This is a genomic window from Chryseobacterium sp. G0162, from assembly GCF_003815715.1.
GTDB lineage: Bacteria > Bacteroidota > Bacteroidia > Flavobacteriales > Weeksellaceae > Chryseobacterium.
In genome coordinates, this window is sequence record NZ_CP033922.1 from 4,667,744 (window position 1) to 4,686,816 (window position 19,073).

15 protein-coding genes are annotated in these 19,073 nt (G+C 36.7%); 8 read left to right on the plus strand and 7 right to left on the minus strand.

Translation table 11 applies throughout. The annotated features are described in order from the left end of the window. Nucleotides 1-121 precede the first annotated feature (121 nt). The 4 genes from EG344_RS20890 to EG344_RS20905 form a co-directional block, all read right to left on the minus strand. Entirely contained in the window at nt 122-835 is a 714-nt protein-coding gene (locus tag EG344_RS20890) for an alpha/beta hydrolase-fold protein (protein WP_123911249.1), read from the minus strand. Nucleotides 836-864: 29 nt separating this feature from the next. Further along, a complete protein-coding gene (locus tag EG344_RS20895) occupies nt 865-2,079 on the minus strand; it encodes an acetyl-CoA carboxylase biotin carboxylase subunit family protein (protein WP_123911250.1) in 1,215 nt (404 codons plus the stop codon). Nucleotides 2,080-2,219: 140 nt separating this feature from the next. After that, on the minus strand, nt 2,220-3,635 hold the full coding sequence (locus tag EG344_RS20900) for a leucyl aminopeptidase family protein (protein WP_123911251.1): 1,416 nt from the start codon (nt 3,633-3,635) through the stop codon (nt 2,220-2,222). Between the two features lie 5 nt (nt 3,636-3,640). Beyond that, entirely contained in the window at nt 3,641-4,765 is a 1,125-nt protein-coding gene (locus EG344_RS20905) for an alpha/beta hydrolase-fold protein (protein ID WP_228412791.1), read from the minus strand. 198 nt (nt 4,766-4,963) lie between these two features. Here EG344_RS20905 and glgB point away from each other — a divergent pair, with 198 nt between their 5' ends. The 7 genes from glgB to apaG all read left to right on the plus strand — a co-directional run bounded on the left by glgB (nt 4,964) and on the right by apaG (nt 15,801). After that, on the plus strand, nt 4,964-6,910 hold the full coding sequence (gene glgB / locus EG344_RS20910; protein WP_185145573.1) for a 1,4-alpha-glucan branching protein GlgB: 1,947 nt from the start codon (nt 4,964-4,966) through the stop codon (nt 6,908-6,910). Between the two features lies 1 nt (nt 6,911). Continuing rightward, entirely contained in the window at nt 6,912-8,318 is a 1,407-nt protein-coding gene (locus EG344_RS20915) for a glycogen synthase (protein WP_123911253.1), read from the plus strand. 82 nt (nt 8,319-8,400) lie between these two features. Then, the gene (locus EG344_RS20920) at nt 8,401-9,669 is read left to right on the plus strand and encodes a glucose-1-phosphate adenylyltransferase (RefSeq protein ID WP_123911254.1); all 1,269 of its coding nucleotides are present in this window, start codon (nt 8,401-8,403) and stop codon (nt 9,667-9,669) included. Between the two features lie 391 nt (nt 9,670-10,060). Next, the gene (locus EG344_RS20925; RefSeq protein ID WP_123911255.1) at nt 10,061-11,101 is read left to right on the plus strand and encodes an SRPBCC domain-containing protein; all 1,041 of its coding nucleotides are present in this window, start codon (nt 10,061-10,063) and stop codon (nt 11,099-11,101) included. Between the two features lie 125 nt (nt 11,102-11,226). Further along, entirely contained in the window at nt 11,227-14,040 is a 2,814-nt protein-coding gene (locus EG344_RS20930; protein ID WP_123911256.1) for a 2-oxoglutarate dehydrogenase E1 component, read from the plus strand. A 39-nt stretch (nt 14,041-14,079) separates the two neighbouring features. Further along, nucleotides 14,080-15,330: a 2-oxoglutarate dehydrogenase complex dihydrolipoyllysine-residue succinyltransferase gene (gene odhB, locus EG344_RS20935; RefSeq protein ID WP_123911257.1), complete on the plus strand. Its 1,251-nt coding sequence runs from the start codon at nt 14,080-14,082 to the stop codon at nt 15,328-15,330. An 81-nt stretch (nt 15,331-15,411) separates the two neighbouring features. After that, nucleotides 15,412-15,801 (plus strand): Co2+/Mg2+ efflux protein ApaG, encoded by a 390-nt coding sequence (apaG, locus tag EG344_RS20940; RefSeq protein WP_123911258.1) that lies wholly within the window; start codon nt 15,412-15,414, stop codon nt 15,799-15,801. 63 nt (nt 15,802-15,864) lie between these two features. Here the strand turns inward: apaG and EG344_RS20945 are convergent, their stop codons facing one another. The 3 genes from EG344_RS20945 to EG344_RS20955 all read right to left on the minus strand — a co-directional run bounded on the left by EG344_RS20945 (nt 15,865) and on the right by EG344_RS20955 (nt 18,395). Beyond that, nucleotides 15,865-16,419: a 3'-5' exonuclease gene (locus EG344_RS20945; RefSeq protein WP_123911259.1), complete on the minus strand. Its 555-nt coding sequence runs from the start codon at nt 16,417-16,419 to the stop codon at nt 15,865-15,867. A gap of 101 nt (nt 16,420-16,520) precedes the next feature. After that, nucleotides 16,521-17,504: a glycosyltransferase family 2 protein gene (locus tag EG344_RS20950; protein ID WP_123911260.1), complete on the minus strand. Its 984-nt coding sequence runs from the start codon at nt 17,502-17,504 to the stop codon at nt 16,521-16,523. A gap of 6 nt (nt 17,505-17,510) precedes the next feature. Then, nucleotides 17,511-18,395, minus strand: a complete 885-nt coding sequence (locus EG344_RS20955; RefSeq protein WP_123911261.1) for a lysophospholipid acyltransferase family protein — start codon at nt 18,393-18,395, stop codon at nt 17,511-17,513. A gap of 80 nt (nt 18,396-18,475) precedes the next feature. On the opposite strand from EG344_RS20955, the gene EG344_RS20960 reads away from it, so the two are divergent. Further along, on the plus strand, nt 18,476-19,045 hold the full coding sequence (locus EG344_RS20960; RefSeq protein ID WP_123911262.1) for a thioredoxin family protein: 570 nt from the start codon (nt 18,476-18,478) through the stop codon (nt 19,043-19,045). Nucleotides 19,046-19,073 lie beyond the last annotated feature (28 nt).

Here is a 19,073-nt window from a genome sequence, read left to right on the forward strand (position 1 = left end):
ATTCTTTAGATTTTTAAAACTTAAGCGTTAAAGTATTGATTCTCTTTTTCATTTAAAAATCTTTATTTTAAACACTTAAGTTATTTTACAAACTGATTTTTTGTTTTTATTTGGAGGTTTTTTAAGAGAAATAAGCTCCAATAAAGATTGGAAAAACCATTCTCCACAACGGCCAGTCGTGACCAATCCATTTTCTTTCATCATACCAGAAATCAATACCTTTTACCCTTAAGATTTCTGCCATTTCAATATTCTTGTCTTTGCAGATATCCTGATCGGAGGTGCTCAATACAATGTGCATATGCTTATATTTCCATGCTTCATCATTTCTTACAAACTCTCTTGGACAATTGAAATACACCAGGTCATCGGAATAACCGTCCATAAAATTTCTTATACTGAAAGCCCCTGAAAGGCAAAACAAATGAGAAACTACATCCGGAAACCTAAAAGCAAAATTGGCAGCGTGATAACCTCCAAAACTGGCTCCAGCCACTGCTACACGATGGGTTTTATGAAGTTTTTGAATGTATGGAACAAACTCCACGATCAAAAACTGCACGTATCGTTCGTAATTTTTGATTCTCTGTTGCGGTGATAGTGTTTTATCATAAAAGCTCCAGCTGTCAATGGTCTGAATATTATAAAGCTTTACCTTTCCCTGTTCTACAAACCAATTGATACTTCCGTTAAGGTGAAAGTTATGGTTCTGGGTATATTGTCCTTGAGAAGTAGGAAACATGATAATAGGATATCCGGAATATCCGGTCACTTCTACCTTAAGACTTGTTCCCAATATGTTGGAATAGTAATCAGTATGTTCTATATGCGACATTTAAATTTGTACTTTAAGGTTGTGTATAATTAACTGCTTAACTTACTAGTCTTAGGCGGAAGGATGTTGAGCATTTCAGCATTGATCTTTTCTGCGGCGCTGTCTAGTCTTTCTTCTATTACGGAAGCATCACTGGATTTGTATACAATTCCAACATGATAATCGATGGGAAGAAATTTTATGGCTTCCTCACATGCGAATTTACTATAATCTGGCTCTTTATCTTTGATAAGCGCAACAATAAGACCTGCGTAATATCCTGTAGGAGGGGAGACACTATAGTTTTTATTTCTTAAGAGAGCATCTTCAATTTTGGCCCATTCTCTCCAGATATTGATGCTGCTTGAAGCTTCTACCAAATCAGGAATATGAGCACCCCCCACTCGTGAGGAGGTTTCCAGAAAATACCATTTTCCGTCTTTTTTTCCACGGATGAATTCCGTATGAGTGGCTCCGTTGAGTAATCCAAAGTTGGAAAGTACCCTGGAATTGATCTCTTCCAAAGCTTTGAACTCATCAGAGTATCTTCCTAATGTTTTAGATCTGAAAACACCCCCTTCATGAGAAACCTGCATAGGCGGAGCCAGATATTTTGATGCAGAAGTAAAGACTATTTCTTTGTTGAAGGTAAGGCTGTCTACATGATATACATCTCCCGGTTTAAAGCTTTCCAGGAGGAAAAGATGACGCTCTTCTCCAAGAGTTTCCAACGCCTCATGAAGCTGTTCTTTGGTCATGATCTTTTTAATTCCTGATGCCGAAGCCTCTGAACGGGGTTTCAATACCCATGGAGCGGGAACCTTATCTACAAATTCATTCACTGTATCGTCATTGAAAACGGCCGTAAATTCAGGAACATTGATGCCTGTGTCTTTCGCCTTTTGGCGCATCGCCAGTTTATCTCTGAAATAGCGGTGGGTCGTCTGTCCCATTCCCGGAATACGAAACGTTTCGCGGATCAGGGCAGCCTTTTCTACGTCGTAGTCATCAAGAGCAACTACAGCATCTACTTTTCTTGTTTTCATCAGGTGTGAAAATCCCTGAATCAAATGTTCCAGATTCCACACAGATGGTTTGATTTCAGGCATATAAAATACCTCATCAATGGCTTGCCAGGGCCAGTTTTTTTCTTTAAGATTTTCTGATGTTACTAAGATGATTTTATTACCGAGCCTCTTCATTTCATCCATGAAGTCATAGCCCTTGTAATAGCACGAAATACATACTATAATTTTCTCCTCCATATAATGTTTTTTAAGTTTTAGTGAATTATCAAAAATAAAAGCAATTCTTTATTGTTTGATTAATATCAAAAATAAAAATATGATGTGCTTTTATGAATCACTAATCAAGTATACAGAGAATTTTTGTAATAAACTAATTTTTAGTGATAATTTTCGATTAAATCCGTGAGCAATTGAACCCCATATCCGGTTGCTGCTTTTTCTTTAGCATACCCTACATTTCCAAAGGCTACTCCGGCAATATCCAAATGCGCCCATTTAGGGTGGTTTTCAGTGAATTGTTCTAAGAATTTTGCGGCGATAATACAATCTCCAACAGGCTTTAGAGACATGTTTTTTAAGTCGGCTACATCAGACTGTATATCGTCTTTCCAGATATCCCATAATGGTAAATTCCATAGCCTCTGATTGGTGTGATCTCCGGTTTTTATCAAAAGGTTTTTCAGGTCTTCATTATTGGAAAATAGAGCTCCACAAGTATCGCCAAACATTCTTACTGAACTTCCCGTTAAAGTAGCGAGATCAATAAGGAAATCTGTTTTGTAATTTTTAGTTAGATAAGACAGTCCGTCAGCAAGAATTAGCCTGCCTTCCGCATCCGTATCCATAACTTCAATAGTTTTACCATTGTAAGCGGTAATCACATCACTTGGAAGAAGGGCTTTTTCGGAAATAGCATTATCAGTAATTGGGAGAACGGCTATAATGTTAACCGGTAAATTCATTTCAGCAGCATAGATTAGAGTCCCTAAAACAGCTGTTGCCCCACCCATATCGGATTTCATATAATGCATATTGGTAAAAGGTTTCAAGGAAATTCCTCCGGTATCAAACAATACACATTTTCCAACCAATCCAAATGTTTTGGCATTTTTAACCGTGGTCTTATATTCCAAAATAGTAAAGGCTGCATCATGAGCGCTTCCTTGGTTAACAGCAAGATAAGCTCCAAGCCCAAGTTCTTCGCATTTTTTTCTGTTGAAAACGGTATATTTTAATTCATATTTTTTTGCCAGATTTTTAAGGTATAAACTGAAAACTTCCGGTTTTTTTAGATTCGCAGGTTTATTCATCCATTCCTGGCAAGCGATTTGTCCATTGCTTAAAGCTTCAGCTTTCTGGCTGATAAAATCCAGTTTTTTCTGGCTTAAATTTTCAAAATGCAATTCAAATTTTGAATTCCAGAAAGGATGTTTTTTTTCAAAAGGATAGTTGTAAGTTCCTATGAGTAATCCCTTTACGAATTCTTCAAACTGTTTTTCATTAAGAGAATCTGCAAGCAGTAAAGTGGGAGCAGCCTGTAGTTTTTCCTTTTGGGTTTGGGAGAATTTTACCGCAACCTGTTGGAGTTCAAAATTTTGTAAAGTCGAGTTTCCGAGTCCGATAAAGTAAGTAATTCCTTCTTCATGAGCATTGATGAACACTTCATGCTTTTTTCCTGTGAAGAATAGGGCAATATTTTTATTGAAATTTTTACTTGTTTTGGTCCATTCCTCTTCAGTGAATAAATGAAATATTTGGGTGTAGTTTCTATTTTTTTTGTTGATTAGTTTCATAAAATTTAGTTCTTAATGCTTTGTTGTTGTGGTTTTACTTCTACAGGATTTTCTGTATTGTCATAGAACAGCCATTCAATAGCTCTCGGAAACTCCTGTGACCAGTAAAATTCATTGTGAGTTCCTTCAGGATTAATACTGGTTCTGAATTCAAAGTCGAAGAGGTTCTTTTTTTCCCATCTTTTCAGATATTCTTCAAAAATATGAATTCTTTTGACCATTTTAGATCCTTCCTGTCCACCGCCATATAAGTATATTTTTGTTTTAAATGGAACCCGGAAGTTCATCATTGGAAAGTTATTATTGGGTTCCACCCAAAGAGAAGGAGAGAAGATTAATAACTTAGAATAAACTTCAGGATAAAGGAATCCACTGTAAATACTGATTAATGCTCCCAGCGAGCTGCCACCGATTCCTGTATTGTCGCGGTCCTTTTTAGTACGGTAATTTTCATCCACATAAGGCTTTAAAGTATCAGCAATAAAACGGATGTATTTTTTTCCCTCAGAGCCATTGGCTACATTATCATTATCAAAGATATATTCTTTAATCCGTTCTTCGCTTCCGTGTTCTATAGCAATGACGATAATATCACCACGCCCGTATTCTGCAAGGATAGATAGCTTTTTATCAATTTCCCAGTTTCCGAAACCACTTCCTTCATTGAACAGGTTTTGGGCATCCTGAAGATATAAAACAGGATAGCTCTTCTCCGAAGTATGATAGTCATAAGGAAGTACGGCCCAGATTTTCCGGTAACGATCCAGTTGTGGAATATAGAATTTTTCGGAAATGACTTCAGCAGTGGGGAAGAACTCCTCCTTAAATGGTCCCCAGTTTAATCTCCATTTTTCTACAGTATCAGAGACTTTCTGGAGTGATTTTTTTGTTTTCCGATTAGGAGTGATATTTCCATATTTATCCAGTTCTACATTTTCCCAGCCTCCTTTAGTGAATTTGTACTCAATTTCATCAGCTAGCTTTTCGTCTTCAATTTCTATAAAATAATGATGTGAATCTGATCTTTGGAGTAGGTAATTATAGTCTTTTGGATTCCAATTGTTGAAATTACCAGTAATAAATACGGGCCTGTCATCTTTTTCATCAGTATAAAGTTCGAACCTCATCATAAGTGTTTAATAAATTATTAGATTGCTAAATTTATAAAAAAGATTGTTTGGGAATCATAAAAAAGTGAATTAAAAAATGATATATTTGATAGGAAACGAAAGAGGGAAACTAACATGATAATTATTTGATGAATAATTAATCGCTATTATCAGTATTTTTCGTAGTTTCAGACAAAATATAAATACAAACTGATCTTGATGAATTCTGTTAAAACCTATACGCTTTTCACCGATCATGACGTGTATCTTTTCAAAGAAGGTAGACACTATAAGCTGTATAGTAAATTTGGAGCCCATTCTGTAGAGAAGGATGGTATAAAAGGAGTTTATTTTTCGGTTTGGGCACCTAACGCCAAAAAGGTTTCCGTAATAGGAGATTTTAATAACTGGAACCATAAAGATCATATTTTGTTTCCAAGATGGGATGGTTCCGGGATTTGGGAAGGCTTTATTGAAGAGTTGCCTTGGGGAACTTTATATAAATACGCCGTTGAAACAGCAAGAGGAGAAATCCTGGAGAAAAGTGATCCTTATGCTTTAAGCTGGGAACAGAATATTCAGGCAGCATCATTGGTTTCTACAACCTGGTATGAATGGAATGACAGGGGATGGATGGATAGCCGCAGGGAGAAAAACAATCTGGATGCCCCTTTGTCTGTATATGAATTACATCTGGGGTCATGGGTAAGAGAAGGTAATGATCCGGATAAATTTTTGAACTATCGTGATATTGCAAAGAAACTCGTCCCCTATATAAAAGAAATGGAGTTTACCCACGTGGAGTTTATGCCCGTTATGGAATATCCTTATGATCCAAGTTGGGGCTATCAGATTACAGGATTTTATGCCGCCACTTCACGATTTGGGTCACCACAGGATCTGATGTTCCTGATTGATGAACTTCATCAGCATAATGTAGGTGTTATTATGGATTGGGTACCCTCACATTTTCCCGGAGATGCTAATGGACTGTATCGTTTTGATGGTTCTCATTTATATGAACATGAAGATCCGAGAAAAGGGTTTCATCCTGACTGGAAATCTCATATCTTTAATTATGGAAGAAATGAAGTAAAATCTTTCCTGATTTCCAATGCAATGTTTTGGCTGGATCGTTATCATGCAGATGGACTGCGTGTGGATGCCGTAACTTCAATGCTGCATCTGGATTATTCAAGGAATGAAGGAGAATGGGAACCCAATATCTATGGCGGAAATGTAAATCTTGAAGCCAAAGCATTTCTGCAGGAATTTAATACCGCTGTTTATAAGGAATTCGGGAATAGTATTATGACTATTGCTGAAGAGAGTTCAGATTTTCCTATGCTTACCAAGCCCGTTCATGATGGCGGTATAGGCTTTGGAATGAAATGGATGATGGGCTGGATGCACGATACACTGGATTACTTCAAGGAAGATTTTGTCAACAGGAAGTTCCATCATCATAAGCTTACGTTTGCTTCCATGTATATGTATAATGAAAATTATATGATGCCTTTGTCTCATGATGAAGTGGTACATGGGAAAGCTAGTCTGATCTATAAAATGAAAGGCGATGAATGGCAGAAATTCGCCAATCTTCGTACCCTATACGTATATATGTATACCCATCCGGGAGCCAAGTTGCTTTTTATGGGTGATGAATTCGGGCAAACCAGCGAATGGAATTTTACCCGAAGCCTTGACTGGCACCTGTTGGAGTATCCTGTGCATAAGGGATTGCAGAGGTTAGTAAAGGAACTAAACCATTTGTACCGATCAGAATCTGCATTGTATGAAAATCAGTTTGATAAAAACGGTTTTGAATGGATAGAGGCAGATGATCTGGAGAATTCGGTTTATGTTTATCTCAGAAAAGGAAAAAGAAGGGATGATGTTTTGATGACCGTATTAAATCTAACCCCAAAAGTCTTGGACTACAGAATAAAGATTCCTAACGGAACCCATTGGGACGTTATTCTTAATTCCGATGATGAAGAATATAGTGGAAGTGGAGTAATATCCGATATATTAGAAGAGAAATATGAAGACGGAACAGAGCATCAAAAGTTTATGACAATCAATTTACCTCCTCTGGCAGGGATTATTTTGAGACAGCAAAAAGATAAAAAGTATAAATTACACAGAATTAAACACAAAAGATAAAATGGTTATCTATCATTTAAGTACAGAATGTTATCCTGTAGCAAAAGTGGGTGGGCTGGCAGATGTTGTTGGTGCACTTCCGAAATATCAGAATAAAATAAAAGGAATAGATGCCAAGGTGGTAATGCCATGGTATAACAAACCCTTTGTTTACGAACATGAGTTTGATTTGGTGTTTGATGGATTCATTCATCAGGGGGCTAATATGCTGCAGGTTCAGGTAATGAAGGAAAAAACAAATGTTCTGGGGTTTGAACTTTATATGGTGAGAATTCCGGGACTGCTGGATAGAGATAATCCTTACGGGTATCAGGATGAAAGTTTTCAGTTTCTGGCTTTCCAACAGGGAGTTCTGCATTGGTTATGTGCTATGGAATTAAAACCGGATGTTCTCCATTGTCATGATTATCATACCGGATTAGTTCCTTTTATGGTAGAACATTGTCCGGAATTTAGCTTTCTTAAAGGCGTAAAAACCATTGGAACGATCCATAACGGAGAGTATCAGGGAATGATGAGCTGGAATATGGCGAATTATATGCCTTCTTTTGATGCTTATAAATGGGGATTAATGGATTGGAATGGATTGATGAACCCACTGGCAAGTATGATTAAATGTTCAGATGCCTTTACTACAGTTTCCGAAGGATATCTGGAAGAACTTTTCATCAGTTTCAGAGGGCTTGAAAGTCTGGTCCGCCAGGAATTCGGCAAGGCGTATGGTATTATCAATGGAATTGATACGGAAGTCTGGAATCCGAAAACCGATCCGATGCTGGATTTTAATTTTAGCAGTAAAAATGCAGTGGCTCAAAAGAAAAAGAACAAAGAGAAACTTTGTAAAGAGTATGGCTTAAAACCTGAACTTCCTCTATTTGCATTCATTGGAAGGTTCGCTACGGAAAAAGGAGCAGATCTATTACCGGATGTGGTATGGAAAAGTATCAAACAAAGCTATGGCGCTTTAAATATCATGATTCTGGGGTCAGGAAATACCTATATTGAGAATAAACTTAAGGAATACGACTATACCTATACCAACTTTGCCCTGGATTTAGGGTATAAAGAACATCTTTCTCATAAGATCTATGCCTCGGCAGATTTCCTGTTAATGCCATCAAGAGTAGAGCCATGTGGTTTAAATCAAATGTATTCCATGAGATATGGAACGGTTCCGGTAGTAAGATATACCGGAGGATTGAAGGATACGGTAGAAGATGTTTCAACGGGCGGAGCAGGACTGAACTTCACGTATCCTGGCGTAGATGATATTGTACATGCGATGAACAGAGCGATTGGAATCTACAATCAGAAAGGAATGATGGAAGAACTTATTCATGCGAATATGAATTTTGACTTTGCATGGGAGAAATCTGCCGAAAAATATATAGCTTTATATAATAGCTGATATAATAAAGTTTTTAATATCAGATTGATCAGACACCAAAAAGAAAACCTTAAACTTAATAAAATAAAAACGCAATATATTTATGAATCCAAATGTAATCTCTATTGTATTGGGCGGAGGCAGAGGAACAAGATTATTCCCGTTAACGTATACCAGATCAAAACCGGCAGTTCCTATTGCCGGAAAATACAGACTGGTGGATATTCCTATTTCAAACTGCCTGAACTCAGGATTAAATAAAATCCTGGTATTGACCCAGTTTAATTCAGCGTCGCTGAATTCGCATATTAAAAATTCTTATCATTTTGATATTTTCAGTCAGGGCTTTGTAGATATCCTGGCTGCTGAACAGAATGTGGAAAATGACAGCTGGTATCAGGGAACTGCAGATGCGGTGCGTCAGTCTATGAAACACCTTGAAAAATATGATTATGACTATATCCTAATTCTTTCCGGAGATCAGCTTTACCAGATGGATTTTAGAGAAATGTTAGATTTTCACATAGAAAACGGAGGTGACTTGACAATTGCAACCATTCCTGTGAATGCTAAAGATGCCACCGGTTTTGGAATCTTAAAATCTGATGATGACGGAAATATCACTTCTTTCTACGAAAAACCAGATTATGATATGCTGGAAGGGCTGAAATCTGAAGTTTCAGAAGAAAATAAACATAAAGGAAAAGAGTTTCTGGCTTCCATGGGGATTTATATTTTTACGAAGACTATCCTGAAGAAAATGTTCGAAGAAGGAGCAGGAGATGATTTCGGGAAAGATATTATTCCAAGTTCCATTGGGAAATATAAAACATTAAGCTATCAATATGAAGGCTATTGGACGGATATCGGAACTATAGAGTCTTTTTACGAAGCTAATCTGGATCTTTGTCTGGATCTTCCGCAGTTCAATCTGTTTTCATCTTCTCCCATTTATACAAGAGCGAGAATGCTTCCGCCGTCAAAAATCAACGGTTCTTATGTAAGTAAGGCCGTTTTTGGAGATGGATGTATCATCATGGCAGATAAAATTGAAAATTCCGTGATTGGAAACAGAACCCGAATAGATAAAGGAAGTACCATCGTCAATTCCTATGTAATGGGAGCTGATTTCTATCAAAATACCACAGAAATTGTTCTTAATGATAGAAGTGGTCGCCCGAATATGGGAATCGGGAAATACTGTTATATTGAAAAAGCGATCCTTGACAAAAATTGCTATATTGGAGATAATGTAAAAATTATCGGTGGAAAGCACCTTCCTGATGGAGATTACGGAACTTACTCTGTTCAGGATGGGATTGTAGTCGTGAAAAAAGGAGCAGTGTTGGCACCGGGAACTCATATTGGGTAAGAAGAAAGGAAGTCGGAGATGGGGGATGGAAGTTATCAAAGTTGGAGTGATGAATATACCTCTTTATTGAAAGACCTGTGATAATAGTTTTACATTAAGTTATTATTTCACTCTGTCATTCTGAATGTAACGAAGTGAAAGGAAGAATCTAAACTATAAATGAGATTCTTCCTTCGTCAGAAATCGAAGATTCGACGTAGTCAATGACAATAAGGTAAAATTTATCAGTACCTAATTTTAATCAAGGGATGATTGGTAATCAATAGAATAACAATAGTTTACATCTCTCATTATCCGGCTCCCAGCCTTTAACTAGGTTAATTATTGTTAAACATACAACCAGAGTGATCGGCATATTGGTCACTTTTTTTATTTGTATTACTTTTGTGCGATGCGTATTTTTAAATATCTAATTGTCCTTATTGTTCTTTTGGGAGGTGCTTATGCAGCTTCCATGTATTATTTTGTGGATGAAAGCAAGAATTTCACCGTGGAGAAAGAAATTGATTATCCGATAGATAAAGTTTTTGCTCAGTTCAATAACCTTCAGAACTTTACAAGATGGAACAATTTTTTTACCAGTTCACAGTCTATGGACATCGATTATTATACGCCTTATGAAGGACAGGGAAGTGCCATCAGCTATGTAGATAAGCAGAATGATACCGATGGTGAAATGTTCATCCGTTATGAGAACCTTAATAAGACTCTAAAATACCAGCTTTTTGAGGATGAAAATGAAAATCCAACATTGGTTGACGTTAAATTTAAGCCTGTTTCTGCTGAAAAGACTAAAATTACGTGGTATGTACATACGCCTAAACTTTCTGTATGGAGAAGGGTAGAAAACTTTTGGACAGAGGACCGTTTTGCTGAAAACATCAATAAAAGTATGGTCAATCTTAAAAATTCTTTAGGAAATAAGGTTGAAAAAGATAATCAGATGGCAGCCATCAAGTATGACAGTCTGATGGTGGAAAATGAAGAAGATAAACTGTTGTTGGGAATCAACGTAAGTACGGCCAATAAAAAAGATGCCCTTTACAAAAATATCGTGATGAATTATAACAAAGTGTATAATTTTGTATCGATGGATCTTGGTAAGAAAGACGATGAATTCGGGTATCCGGTTTTGATGACAGATGCAGATAACTATAAAGACAAAGAAGTTTCTTACTTCCTCGGAATTCCCCTTTCCAAGAAAATCGGAGTCTCTGACAATAACTTTAATTTTAGGTCCGTAAATCCATCACAAAACTACGTAATGTACTACAAAGGGAGCTATGAAGGTCGAATTAAGGCAATTCAGCAGCTGATTCAGAAAGCCAAAAAAGACGAGATGCGCTTTGGAGATATCCGCCAGACCTTTATTGAACGTCCGATGGAAGGTCAGGATGTGAACATTAAGCTCTCATTATCAGTGTATAAGTAATTATTTTTTAATTATTTTTTTCTTAAGTTTTTTTAACGGTTTTAGACTGTTCTAACTCGGTTTTTTTTATTAAATTTGAAGATTAATTCTACAAATAAATTTTAATAAATAGATAAACTGTAATAATGGACAGATTTTCATTCCTAAACGCAGCTCATTCTCAGTTAATTGAGGATTTATACCAACAGTACTTAAAATTCCCAGATTCTTTAGAACCATCATGGAAAGCTTTCTTTCAAGGCTTCGATTTTGCTTTAGAGAACTATGGCGATGACGATAACACTCAATTTATTCAGGCTCCGGCCAACGCTGCTCCGGCAGTACAACAGATTTCTCAGGCAGTAACAAGCGGAGAAGTTCCTGAACACATCAAGAAAGAATTTAAGGTAGTAAACCTTATTGAGGCTTACAGAACAAGAGGGCACCTGTTTACAAAAACAAACCCAGTTAGAGAAAGAAGACACTATACACCTACTTTAGATATCGAGAACTTCGGTCTATCTACAGCAGATTTAAATACAAAATTCAACTGTGCCGTTGAAACAGGGATGAAAGAGCCTGCTACTTTAGCAGACCTTATCAAACATCTTGAGAATATCTACTGTGATTCTATCGGGGTAGAATATACATACATCAACAACGTTGAAGAAAAAGATTTCATCAAAAAATGGCTTCAGGTAAATGAAAACCACCCAAGCCTTTCTGCGAACGAAAAAACAGAGATTTTATTAAAATTAAATCAGGCTGTAGCCTTTGAAAATTATCTTCATACAAAATTTGTAGGTCAAAAAAGATTCTCACTGGAAGGTGGAGAAACATTAATCCCGGCTTTAGATCAATTGATCTCAAGATCTTCTCAATTAGGAGTTGATGAAGTTGTTCTAGGGATGGCTCACAGAGGAAGATTAAATGTTTTAACCAATATTTTCGGAAAGTCTTACAAGCAGATCTTCTCAGAATTTGAAGGTAAAGAATTTGAAGAGGATGTATTCTCTGGTGACGTTAAATATCACTTAGGATCATCTAAAAAAATAAAAACAGCTTCAGGTGAAGAAGTTAGTATTAACCTGACTCCAAACCCGTCTCACCTTGAAACCGTAGCAGCTCTGGTAGAAGGAATCTGCCGTGCGAAAGTAGACGATAAGTATAAAGATTACTCTAAAGTATTACCAATCATCATCCACGGTGATGGTGCTATTGCTGGACAAGGAATTGCTTATGAAGTTGCTCAGATGATGACACTTGAAGGGTATAGAACAGGAGGTACAGTTCATATCGTTGTAAACAACCAGGTTTCATTTACAACAAACTACATGGATGCGAGATCTTCTACATACTGTACAGACATTGCAAAAGTTACAGAATCTCCTGTAATGCACGTGAATGCTGACGATGCAGAAGCTGTTGTTCATGCAATCCATTTTGCTGCTGACTTCAGAGCAAAATTCGGAAAAGACGTTTATATCGACCTTTTAGGATATAGAAAATATGGGCACAACGAAGGGGATGAGCCAAGATTTACTCAGCCAAACCTATATAAAACTATTTCAAAACACCCGAATCCAAGAGAAATTTATAAAGATAAATTGCTTAAAGACAGTGTTACTTCCAATGATGTAATCGCTAAAATGGAAACGGAATTCAAAGCTCTTTTAGATAAAGACTTTGATGCTTCTAAAGAAATTGAGAAAAACGTAATGGACGTGTTCATGTCTGAAGATTGGGTAAACTATCCAATCGGAAAAAGAGGAGCAGTTCAGTTACCGGTTGATACAAAATATGACTTGGCTAAGCTGAAAGAATTGGCGATTAAAATGTCAACGCTTCCAGCTGATAAGAAATTCATCAACAAGATTACAAGACTTTTCGATAACCGTGTTAAAGCGATTGAAGGAAACTCATTAGATTGGGCACTAGGAGAGTGGTTAGCTTATGCTACACTTCTTGTAGAAGGTCACAATGTAAGAATCTCCGGGGAAGATGTAGAAAGAGGTACATTCTCTCACAGACACGCTGTAGTAAAAACAGAAGATACAGAAGAAGAATATATCCCATTAAGACACGTTTCAGAAAACAGATTTGATGTATTCAACTCTCACCTTTCAGAATATGGTGTGCTAGGTTTCGACTATGGATATGCTATGGCTTCGCCAAATACTTTAACAATCTGGGAAGCTCAGTTCGGAGATTTCGTGAACGGTGCTCAGATCATTGTTGACCAGTATTTAGCAGCTGCAGAAGAAAAATGGAAAATCCAGGACGGGTTGGTTATGCTATTACCTCACGGTTCAGAAGGTCAGGGTGCAGAACACTCTTCAGCAAGATTGGAGAGATTCTTAACACTTTGTGCTAACGAAAACATGGTCGTAGCAAATATTACTTCCCCTGCCAACTACTTCCACTTATTGAGAAGACAGTTGAAGTGGGCATTCAGAAAACCATTGATCGTAATGAGCCCTAAATCTTTATTGAGACACCCTAAAGTGGTTTCTCCGCTTGAAGATTTTGCAACAGGTACATTCCAGCCAATCTTAGATGATCCAACGGCAGATCCTAAAAAAGTAGAAAAATTAGTTCTTTGTTCAGGGAAACTATACTTCGAATTATTAGCGAAGAAAGAAGAATTGAACTGTGAAAATATTGCATTAGTAAGATTCGAGCAGTTATATCCACTTCAAACAGATGCTATTGAAGCAATCTTCAACAAATATGAAAACAGAACACAATTGGTATGGGCTCAGGAAGAACCTGAAAACATGGGAGCTTGGTCTTATATCCTGAGAAACTTCAGAGATACAGGAATCCAGGTAGTATCTCCGGTACCAAGTGGTGCTCCGGCTCCAGGTAGCCACAAAATGTTTGAGAAAAACCAAAATGCAGTAATCAACAGAGTTTTTGATAGAGACGATGCCCCTGCAAAAAGACCCGTTACAGCTTAATTTAAATAATATTCAATTAAAAAATAAAAAATACTCGATATGTCAGTTTTAGAAATGAAAGTTCCTTCACCGGGCGAATCAATCACAGAAGTTGAAATTGCAACTTGGCTTGTAAAAGATGGTGATTATGTAGAAAAAGATCAACCTATCGCTGAAGTAGACTCAGACAAAGCAACTCTTGAATTGCCTGCAGAACAAAGTGGTGTTATCACTTTAAAAGCAGAAGAAGGTGAGGTAGTACAAGTAGGTCAGGTAGTTTGTTTAATTGATATGGATGCTGCAAAACCAGCTGGTGCTGCACCTGCTGCTGAAGCTCCAAAACAGGAAGAAGCAAAAGCTGCTGAGCCTGCTAAACAAGAAGCTCCGAAACCAGCTGCTCCGGTTGCTGCTCCACAAACTTATGCTACAGGAGCTCCATCTCCGGCTGCTAAGAAAATTCTTGACGAAAAAGGAATGGATGCTGCACAGGTTTCAGGAACAGGAAGAGACGGAAGAATCACTAAGACTGATGCTGAGTTAGCTGCAGTTCCTGCATTAGGAGGAAGTCCTCTTACCGCTACAGGTTCTAGATCTACTACAACGACTAAACTTTCAGTTTTAAGAAGAAAGATCGCTCAGAGACTAGTTTCTGTGAAGAATGAAACAGCTATGTTAACAACTTTCAACGAAGTTGACATGTCTGAAATCTTCAGATTAAGAAAGCTATATAAAGAAGAATTTGCTCAAAAACACGGAGTTGGACTTGGTTTCATGTCTTTCTTTACAAAAGCGGTTACAAGAGCATTAGAAATGTATCCTGATGTAAATGCATCCATCGATGGAGATTTCAAAATAAACTATGATTTCTGCGACATTTCAATTGCCGTTTCTGGTCCTAAAGGATTAATGGTTCCTGTATTGAGAAATGCAGAAAATATGTCTTTCAGCGCAGTTGAAGCAAACATCAAAGATCTTGCTACCAAAGTAAGAGACGGTAAAATTACAGTTGACGAAATGACTGGTGGTACTTTCACCATTACAAACGGTGGTACTTTCGGATCTATGTTGTCTACACCAATCATCAACCCACCACAATCTGCAATCTTAGGAATGCACAACATTATCCAAAGACCAGTTGCTGTTGATGGACAAGTTGTAATCAGACCAATGATGTACGTGGCAATGTCTTATGACCACAGAATTATCGACGGAAAAGAATCAGTAGGATTCCTTGTAGCGGTAAAAGAAGGTATTGACAATCCTGTTCAGGTATTAATGGGAGGTGATGAAAGAAAAGGCCTTGGATTATAGTTTTTAATAAAATTATAACGTAAATATATAATCTCGCCTTAAAAAAGGCGAGATTTTTGTATCTATTAAGAAAATACTACAATGATGTTTTCAAAAATGACTTCCAATATCAAAGTTTCAGTAATACCTGAATATGATAGTAAAAACAGTTATCCATCCGAAAACCGTTATGTTTTCAAGTACAATATCACTATAGAAAATGATGGAAGTTTTCCTATAAAAGTACTGAAAAGAAAATGGCTCATCTTTGATGTAGGATTCGGATTCACAGAGATTATAGGAGATGGAGTCATCGGATTGACTCCAGAGATAGGAACCGGCGAAAATTTCGCTTATTTTTCCAATGTAATGCTCCGTTCAGGAGTGGGAAATATGAGTGGAAAATACCTGGTTAAGAATCTTGAGACACAGGAGACTTTCGAGATTGATATCCCAAAATTTAACCTGCTCTCTGAAGTGTTAAGTAATTAAAATAGTTTTGTCATAGTAAATGACTGATGCAGGTATCGGAACCCGGGTCTGTTAGCTGTATTATTAGAGCTTTTTAATTTTTGCCTTCATATATTCATTTACTTCATCATTACTGGTGAGGAAGAGTTTCTCAAATGCCAATAAAGATATCTTTGCGCAAACTTCTGCATCAGCCCCCGCTCTGTGGTGATTGAACTTAATGTTATGATATTCGGCAAGTGGCTTTAGCCCATATTTTGGAAGATAATTCCATGATTTCTTTGCAAGCTGTATACTGCACAGATAGCTGAGTTGTGGGGTAAACATACCATAATATTCCAGGCAGCCTCTTAAAACAGAAGCATCAAAACCTGCGTTGTGAGCAATCATTAAGCTTCCGTACATCATTTCCTGTGCCTCATACCAAATTTCATCAAAGGTAGGAGCATCCTGTACATCTTCAGGTTGTATCCCATGTACAGCAACATTGAATTTACTGAAATAAGGAAAACTAGGAGGTTTTATCAACCAAGTTTTGGTTTCTACAATTTTAGAATCCTGTACTACACAGATTCCCATCTCACATGCAGAGCTTTTCTCGTGAGTGGCCGTTTCAAAATCTATTGCACAGAAATCCATAATTATATAATGTTGATTAATTGTTATTATAGTATCAGTTACTGATCTAAAGTTTGAAGTTAAGATTGAACCTGTTTTGAAATCGTATTTTTTCTAATCTCCTAGTTCTTATTGCTGCCTAAAAAATGTTTAAAGATTAACCATTTGGACTGATAGAACTTATCTTGCTGATGATTCTGACGAAGTTTCCATGTTCCGGGAAGTTGCGCGTAGAAACCGAAATGTGCCCTTACAACGGCCCAAAGGTGAGGGAATCCATGCTTTAATCCAAAATAGATTCCTGCGATACCATCCAGGCAAAGTCTGAAAAAGATCAGTCCAATCAGTTTAGGAAAAGGCAGGTTTTTAAGCATCATAGACAGGTTGTTTCTGATGTTTAAATAGGTTTTCTGTGCGCTTTGCTTATTCAATGTTCCACCACCTACATGATACACTTTGGACTTTCCGGTATAAAAGATTTTCTTTCCTGAATTAATAAGTCTCCAGCAAAGATCAATCTCTTCCTGGTGGGCAAAAAATCGTTCATCAAAACCTTTCTGTTCCCAAAAATCTTTGGAACGGATAAAAAAGCAACATCCCGATGCCCAGAAGATTGCTGTTTCATCATCATACTGACCTTTGTCCTCTTCAACATTATCAAAAACACGGCCTCGGCAGTAAGGATAGCCCAGATTATCAATCAGACCACCTCCAGCTCCTGCAAATTCAAAGAATTTTTTATTATCGTAGGATAAAACCTTAGGTTGAATAGCCGAAATTTTAATGTCTTTTTCAAATAGAGCCAATATGGGTTCTATCCAATTTTCAGTAACCTCTACATCAGAATTAAGAAGGCAGTAATATTCATTGGTTATTGCCTTTAACCCTTCATTATATCCGCCGGCAAATCCGTAGTTTTTATTATTTTTAATAATTTTTACGGTAGGGAAATTTGTGTTCAGATATGCTATAGAATCATCTGTAGAAAGATTATCAATAACATAAATATCTGCATTTTGAGAAAATTGAACTACACTCGGAAGAAATTTTTCCAGCCAGTTTTTCCCATTCCAGTTTAAGATGGCAACCGCCAGTTTTTTCTGCATGTACATCTAATTTTTTTCAGAATCAAAAAACTTGATAGAATCCTGATACTTCCACTTTCTGTGTGACCAAAGATAATTGTCCGGATGCTTACGCAAGGTGTTTTCAAGCATTTTATGGAATTTTCTTACCACTTCATGCTCTGTAAATTTTTCCTGGTCCGGATAGATTCTGTAGTAATTAACCTGATAATACCCACGTTTTACTTTTTTCATTTCACAATAAATAAAAGCAAGGTCCATTCGGGTAGCTAATTTGTCATAGCCTATGAAAGCAGGCGTTCGTTGATTTAAAAACTCTAAACCATACGTAACATGAGAAAAATGTGGAGTCTGATCTGCTACAAACATATAGATAGAATCACCATTATTAGGTGATTTGAATATATTTCTGATGACTTCATTAGCTTCCAGTGCTTCATTCCCAAATTTATTACGAACCTTTTTCATCTGATTTTCCCAAAAGTTACTGTTTACCTTTCTGTACACGGGATGACAGTGCTTTTGTGGGACGATTTTTGCCAAAGCATTAATCCATTCCCAGTTAAAGACATGACCGGCAAGTAAAATAATATTTTTACCTTCTGCTTTCACTTCATGAAACAGATCCTGATTGATATGTTGCATTCGTACTCTGGCTTCAGTTTCAGAAATGCTGAATGATTTGATGGTTTCTACCAGATAATCGGAAAAATTGCCATAGAATTTTTTTCGAATTTTTCTGATCTCATCATCTGATTTATCAGGAAAGGAATTTCTAAGGTTTTGGGTAATCACCTTCTTTCTATAACCTACAAGATAGTAATTTAAGAAGAATATAACGTCCGAAAAAATATACAATATTCTAAGCGGAAGTTTTGAGATGAAAAATAATATTTTGATTAAAAAGCTCATAAAACACGCAAATTTAGTGATAATAAAATTATGGTTCTATTTTTGTAGGGAGATAAGTAATTTTTTTTTATTTTTATGTTATGAAAAAATCAGCAATTTTAGCTTTTCTGGGATTAAGTGTATTAGGCTTTTCACAGAATACCAATATACCGAAAGAAGAAAGAGTACGAGATAATACTCTGTTGGTAAAAACTGATCATGCAGAATTGGATGCGAAGAAGAAAGCTGCGGAAGAAAAAGCAAAACTTCCTAAACCATATAATCCAAAAGCTGATGCTCAGGCAGATATTAATAAATTAATAGCCCAGGCTAAAAAAGAAGGTAAAAATATTATACTGCAAGCCGGTGGAAACTGGTGTATCTGGTGTCTTAGATTCAACAATTTTGTACATGAAACTCCTGAATTAAAACAGCTTGTAGATAAAAATTACTTATATTATCACCTGAATTATTCTCCGGATAATAAAAATGAGAAAGTTTTTGCTCAATATGATAATCCTGGGGAAAAATTCGGATATCCTGTATTTATCGTTTTAGATAAAAACGGTAAAATGATTAAAGTTCAGCAGAGTGATGTATTCGAAGAAGGAAAAGGATACAGCAAGGACAAGGTAAAAGAATTCTTCAATACCTGGAAGCCTAAAGCATAAAAATGAAAAGGTTGTTTAAAATAGAAAC

Bases quoted from the DNA above. Each gene is read 5' to 3' on its own strand.
- EG344_RS20945 (WP_123911259.1), bottom strand. From the start codon at position 16,419: ATGGATTTCTGTGCAATAGATTTTGAAACGGCCACTCACGAGAAAAGC.
- EG344_RS20930 (WP_123911256.1), top strand. From the start codon at position 11,227: ATGGACAGATTTTCATTCCTAAACGCAGCTCATTCTCAGTTAATTGAG.
- EG344_RS20925 (WP_123911255.1), top strand. From the start codon at position 10,061: ATGCGTATTTTTAAATATCTAATTGTCCTTATTGTTCTTTTGGGAGGT.
- EG344_RS20915 (WP_123911253.1), top strand. From the start codon at position 6,912: ATGGTTATCTATCATTTAAGTACAGAATGTTATCCTGTAGCAAAAGTG.
- EG344_RS20955 (WP_123911261.1), bottom strand. From the start codon at position 18,395: ATGAGCTTTTTAATCAAAATATTATTTTTCATCTCAAAACTTCCGCTT.
- EG344_RS20905 (WP_228412791.1), bottom strand. From the start codon at position 4,765: ATGATGAGGTTCGAACTTTATACTGATGAAAAAGATGACAGGCCCGTA.
- odhB (WP_123911257.1), top strand. From the start codon at position 14,080: ATGTCAGTTTTAGAAATGAAAGTTCCTTCACCGGGCGAATCAATCACA.
- EG344_RS20950 (WP_123911260.1), bottom strand. From the start codon at position 17,504: ATGCAGAAAAAACTGGCGGTTGCCATCTTAAACTGGAATGGGAAAAAC.
- EG344_RS20920 (WP_123911254.1), top strand. From the start codon at position 8,401: ATGAATCCAAATGTAATCTCTATTGTATTGGGCGGAGGCAGAGGAACA.
- apaG (WP_123911258.1), top strand. From the start codon at position 15,412: ATGATGTTTTCAAAAATGACTTCCAATATCAAAGTTTCAGTAATACCT.
- EG344_RS20960 (WP_123911262.1), top strand. From the start codon at position 18,476: ATGAAAAAATCAGCAATTTTAGCTTTTCTGGGATTAAGTGTATTAGGC.
- glgB (WP_185145573.1), top strand. From the start codon at position 4,964: ATGAATTCTGTTAAAACCTATACGCTTTTCACCGATCATGACGTGTAT.
- EG344_RS20900 (WP_123911251.1), bottom strand. From the start codon at position 3,635: ATGAAACTAATCAACAAAAAAAATAGAAACTACACCCAAATATTTCAT.
- EG344_RS20890 (WP_123911249.1), bottom strand. From the start codon at position 835: ATGTCGCATATAGAACATACTGATTACTATTCCAACATATTGGGAACA.
- EG344_RS20895 (WP_123911250.1), bottom strand. From the start codon at position 2,079: ATGGAGGAGAAAATTATAGTATGTATTTCGTGCTATTACAAGGGCTAT.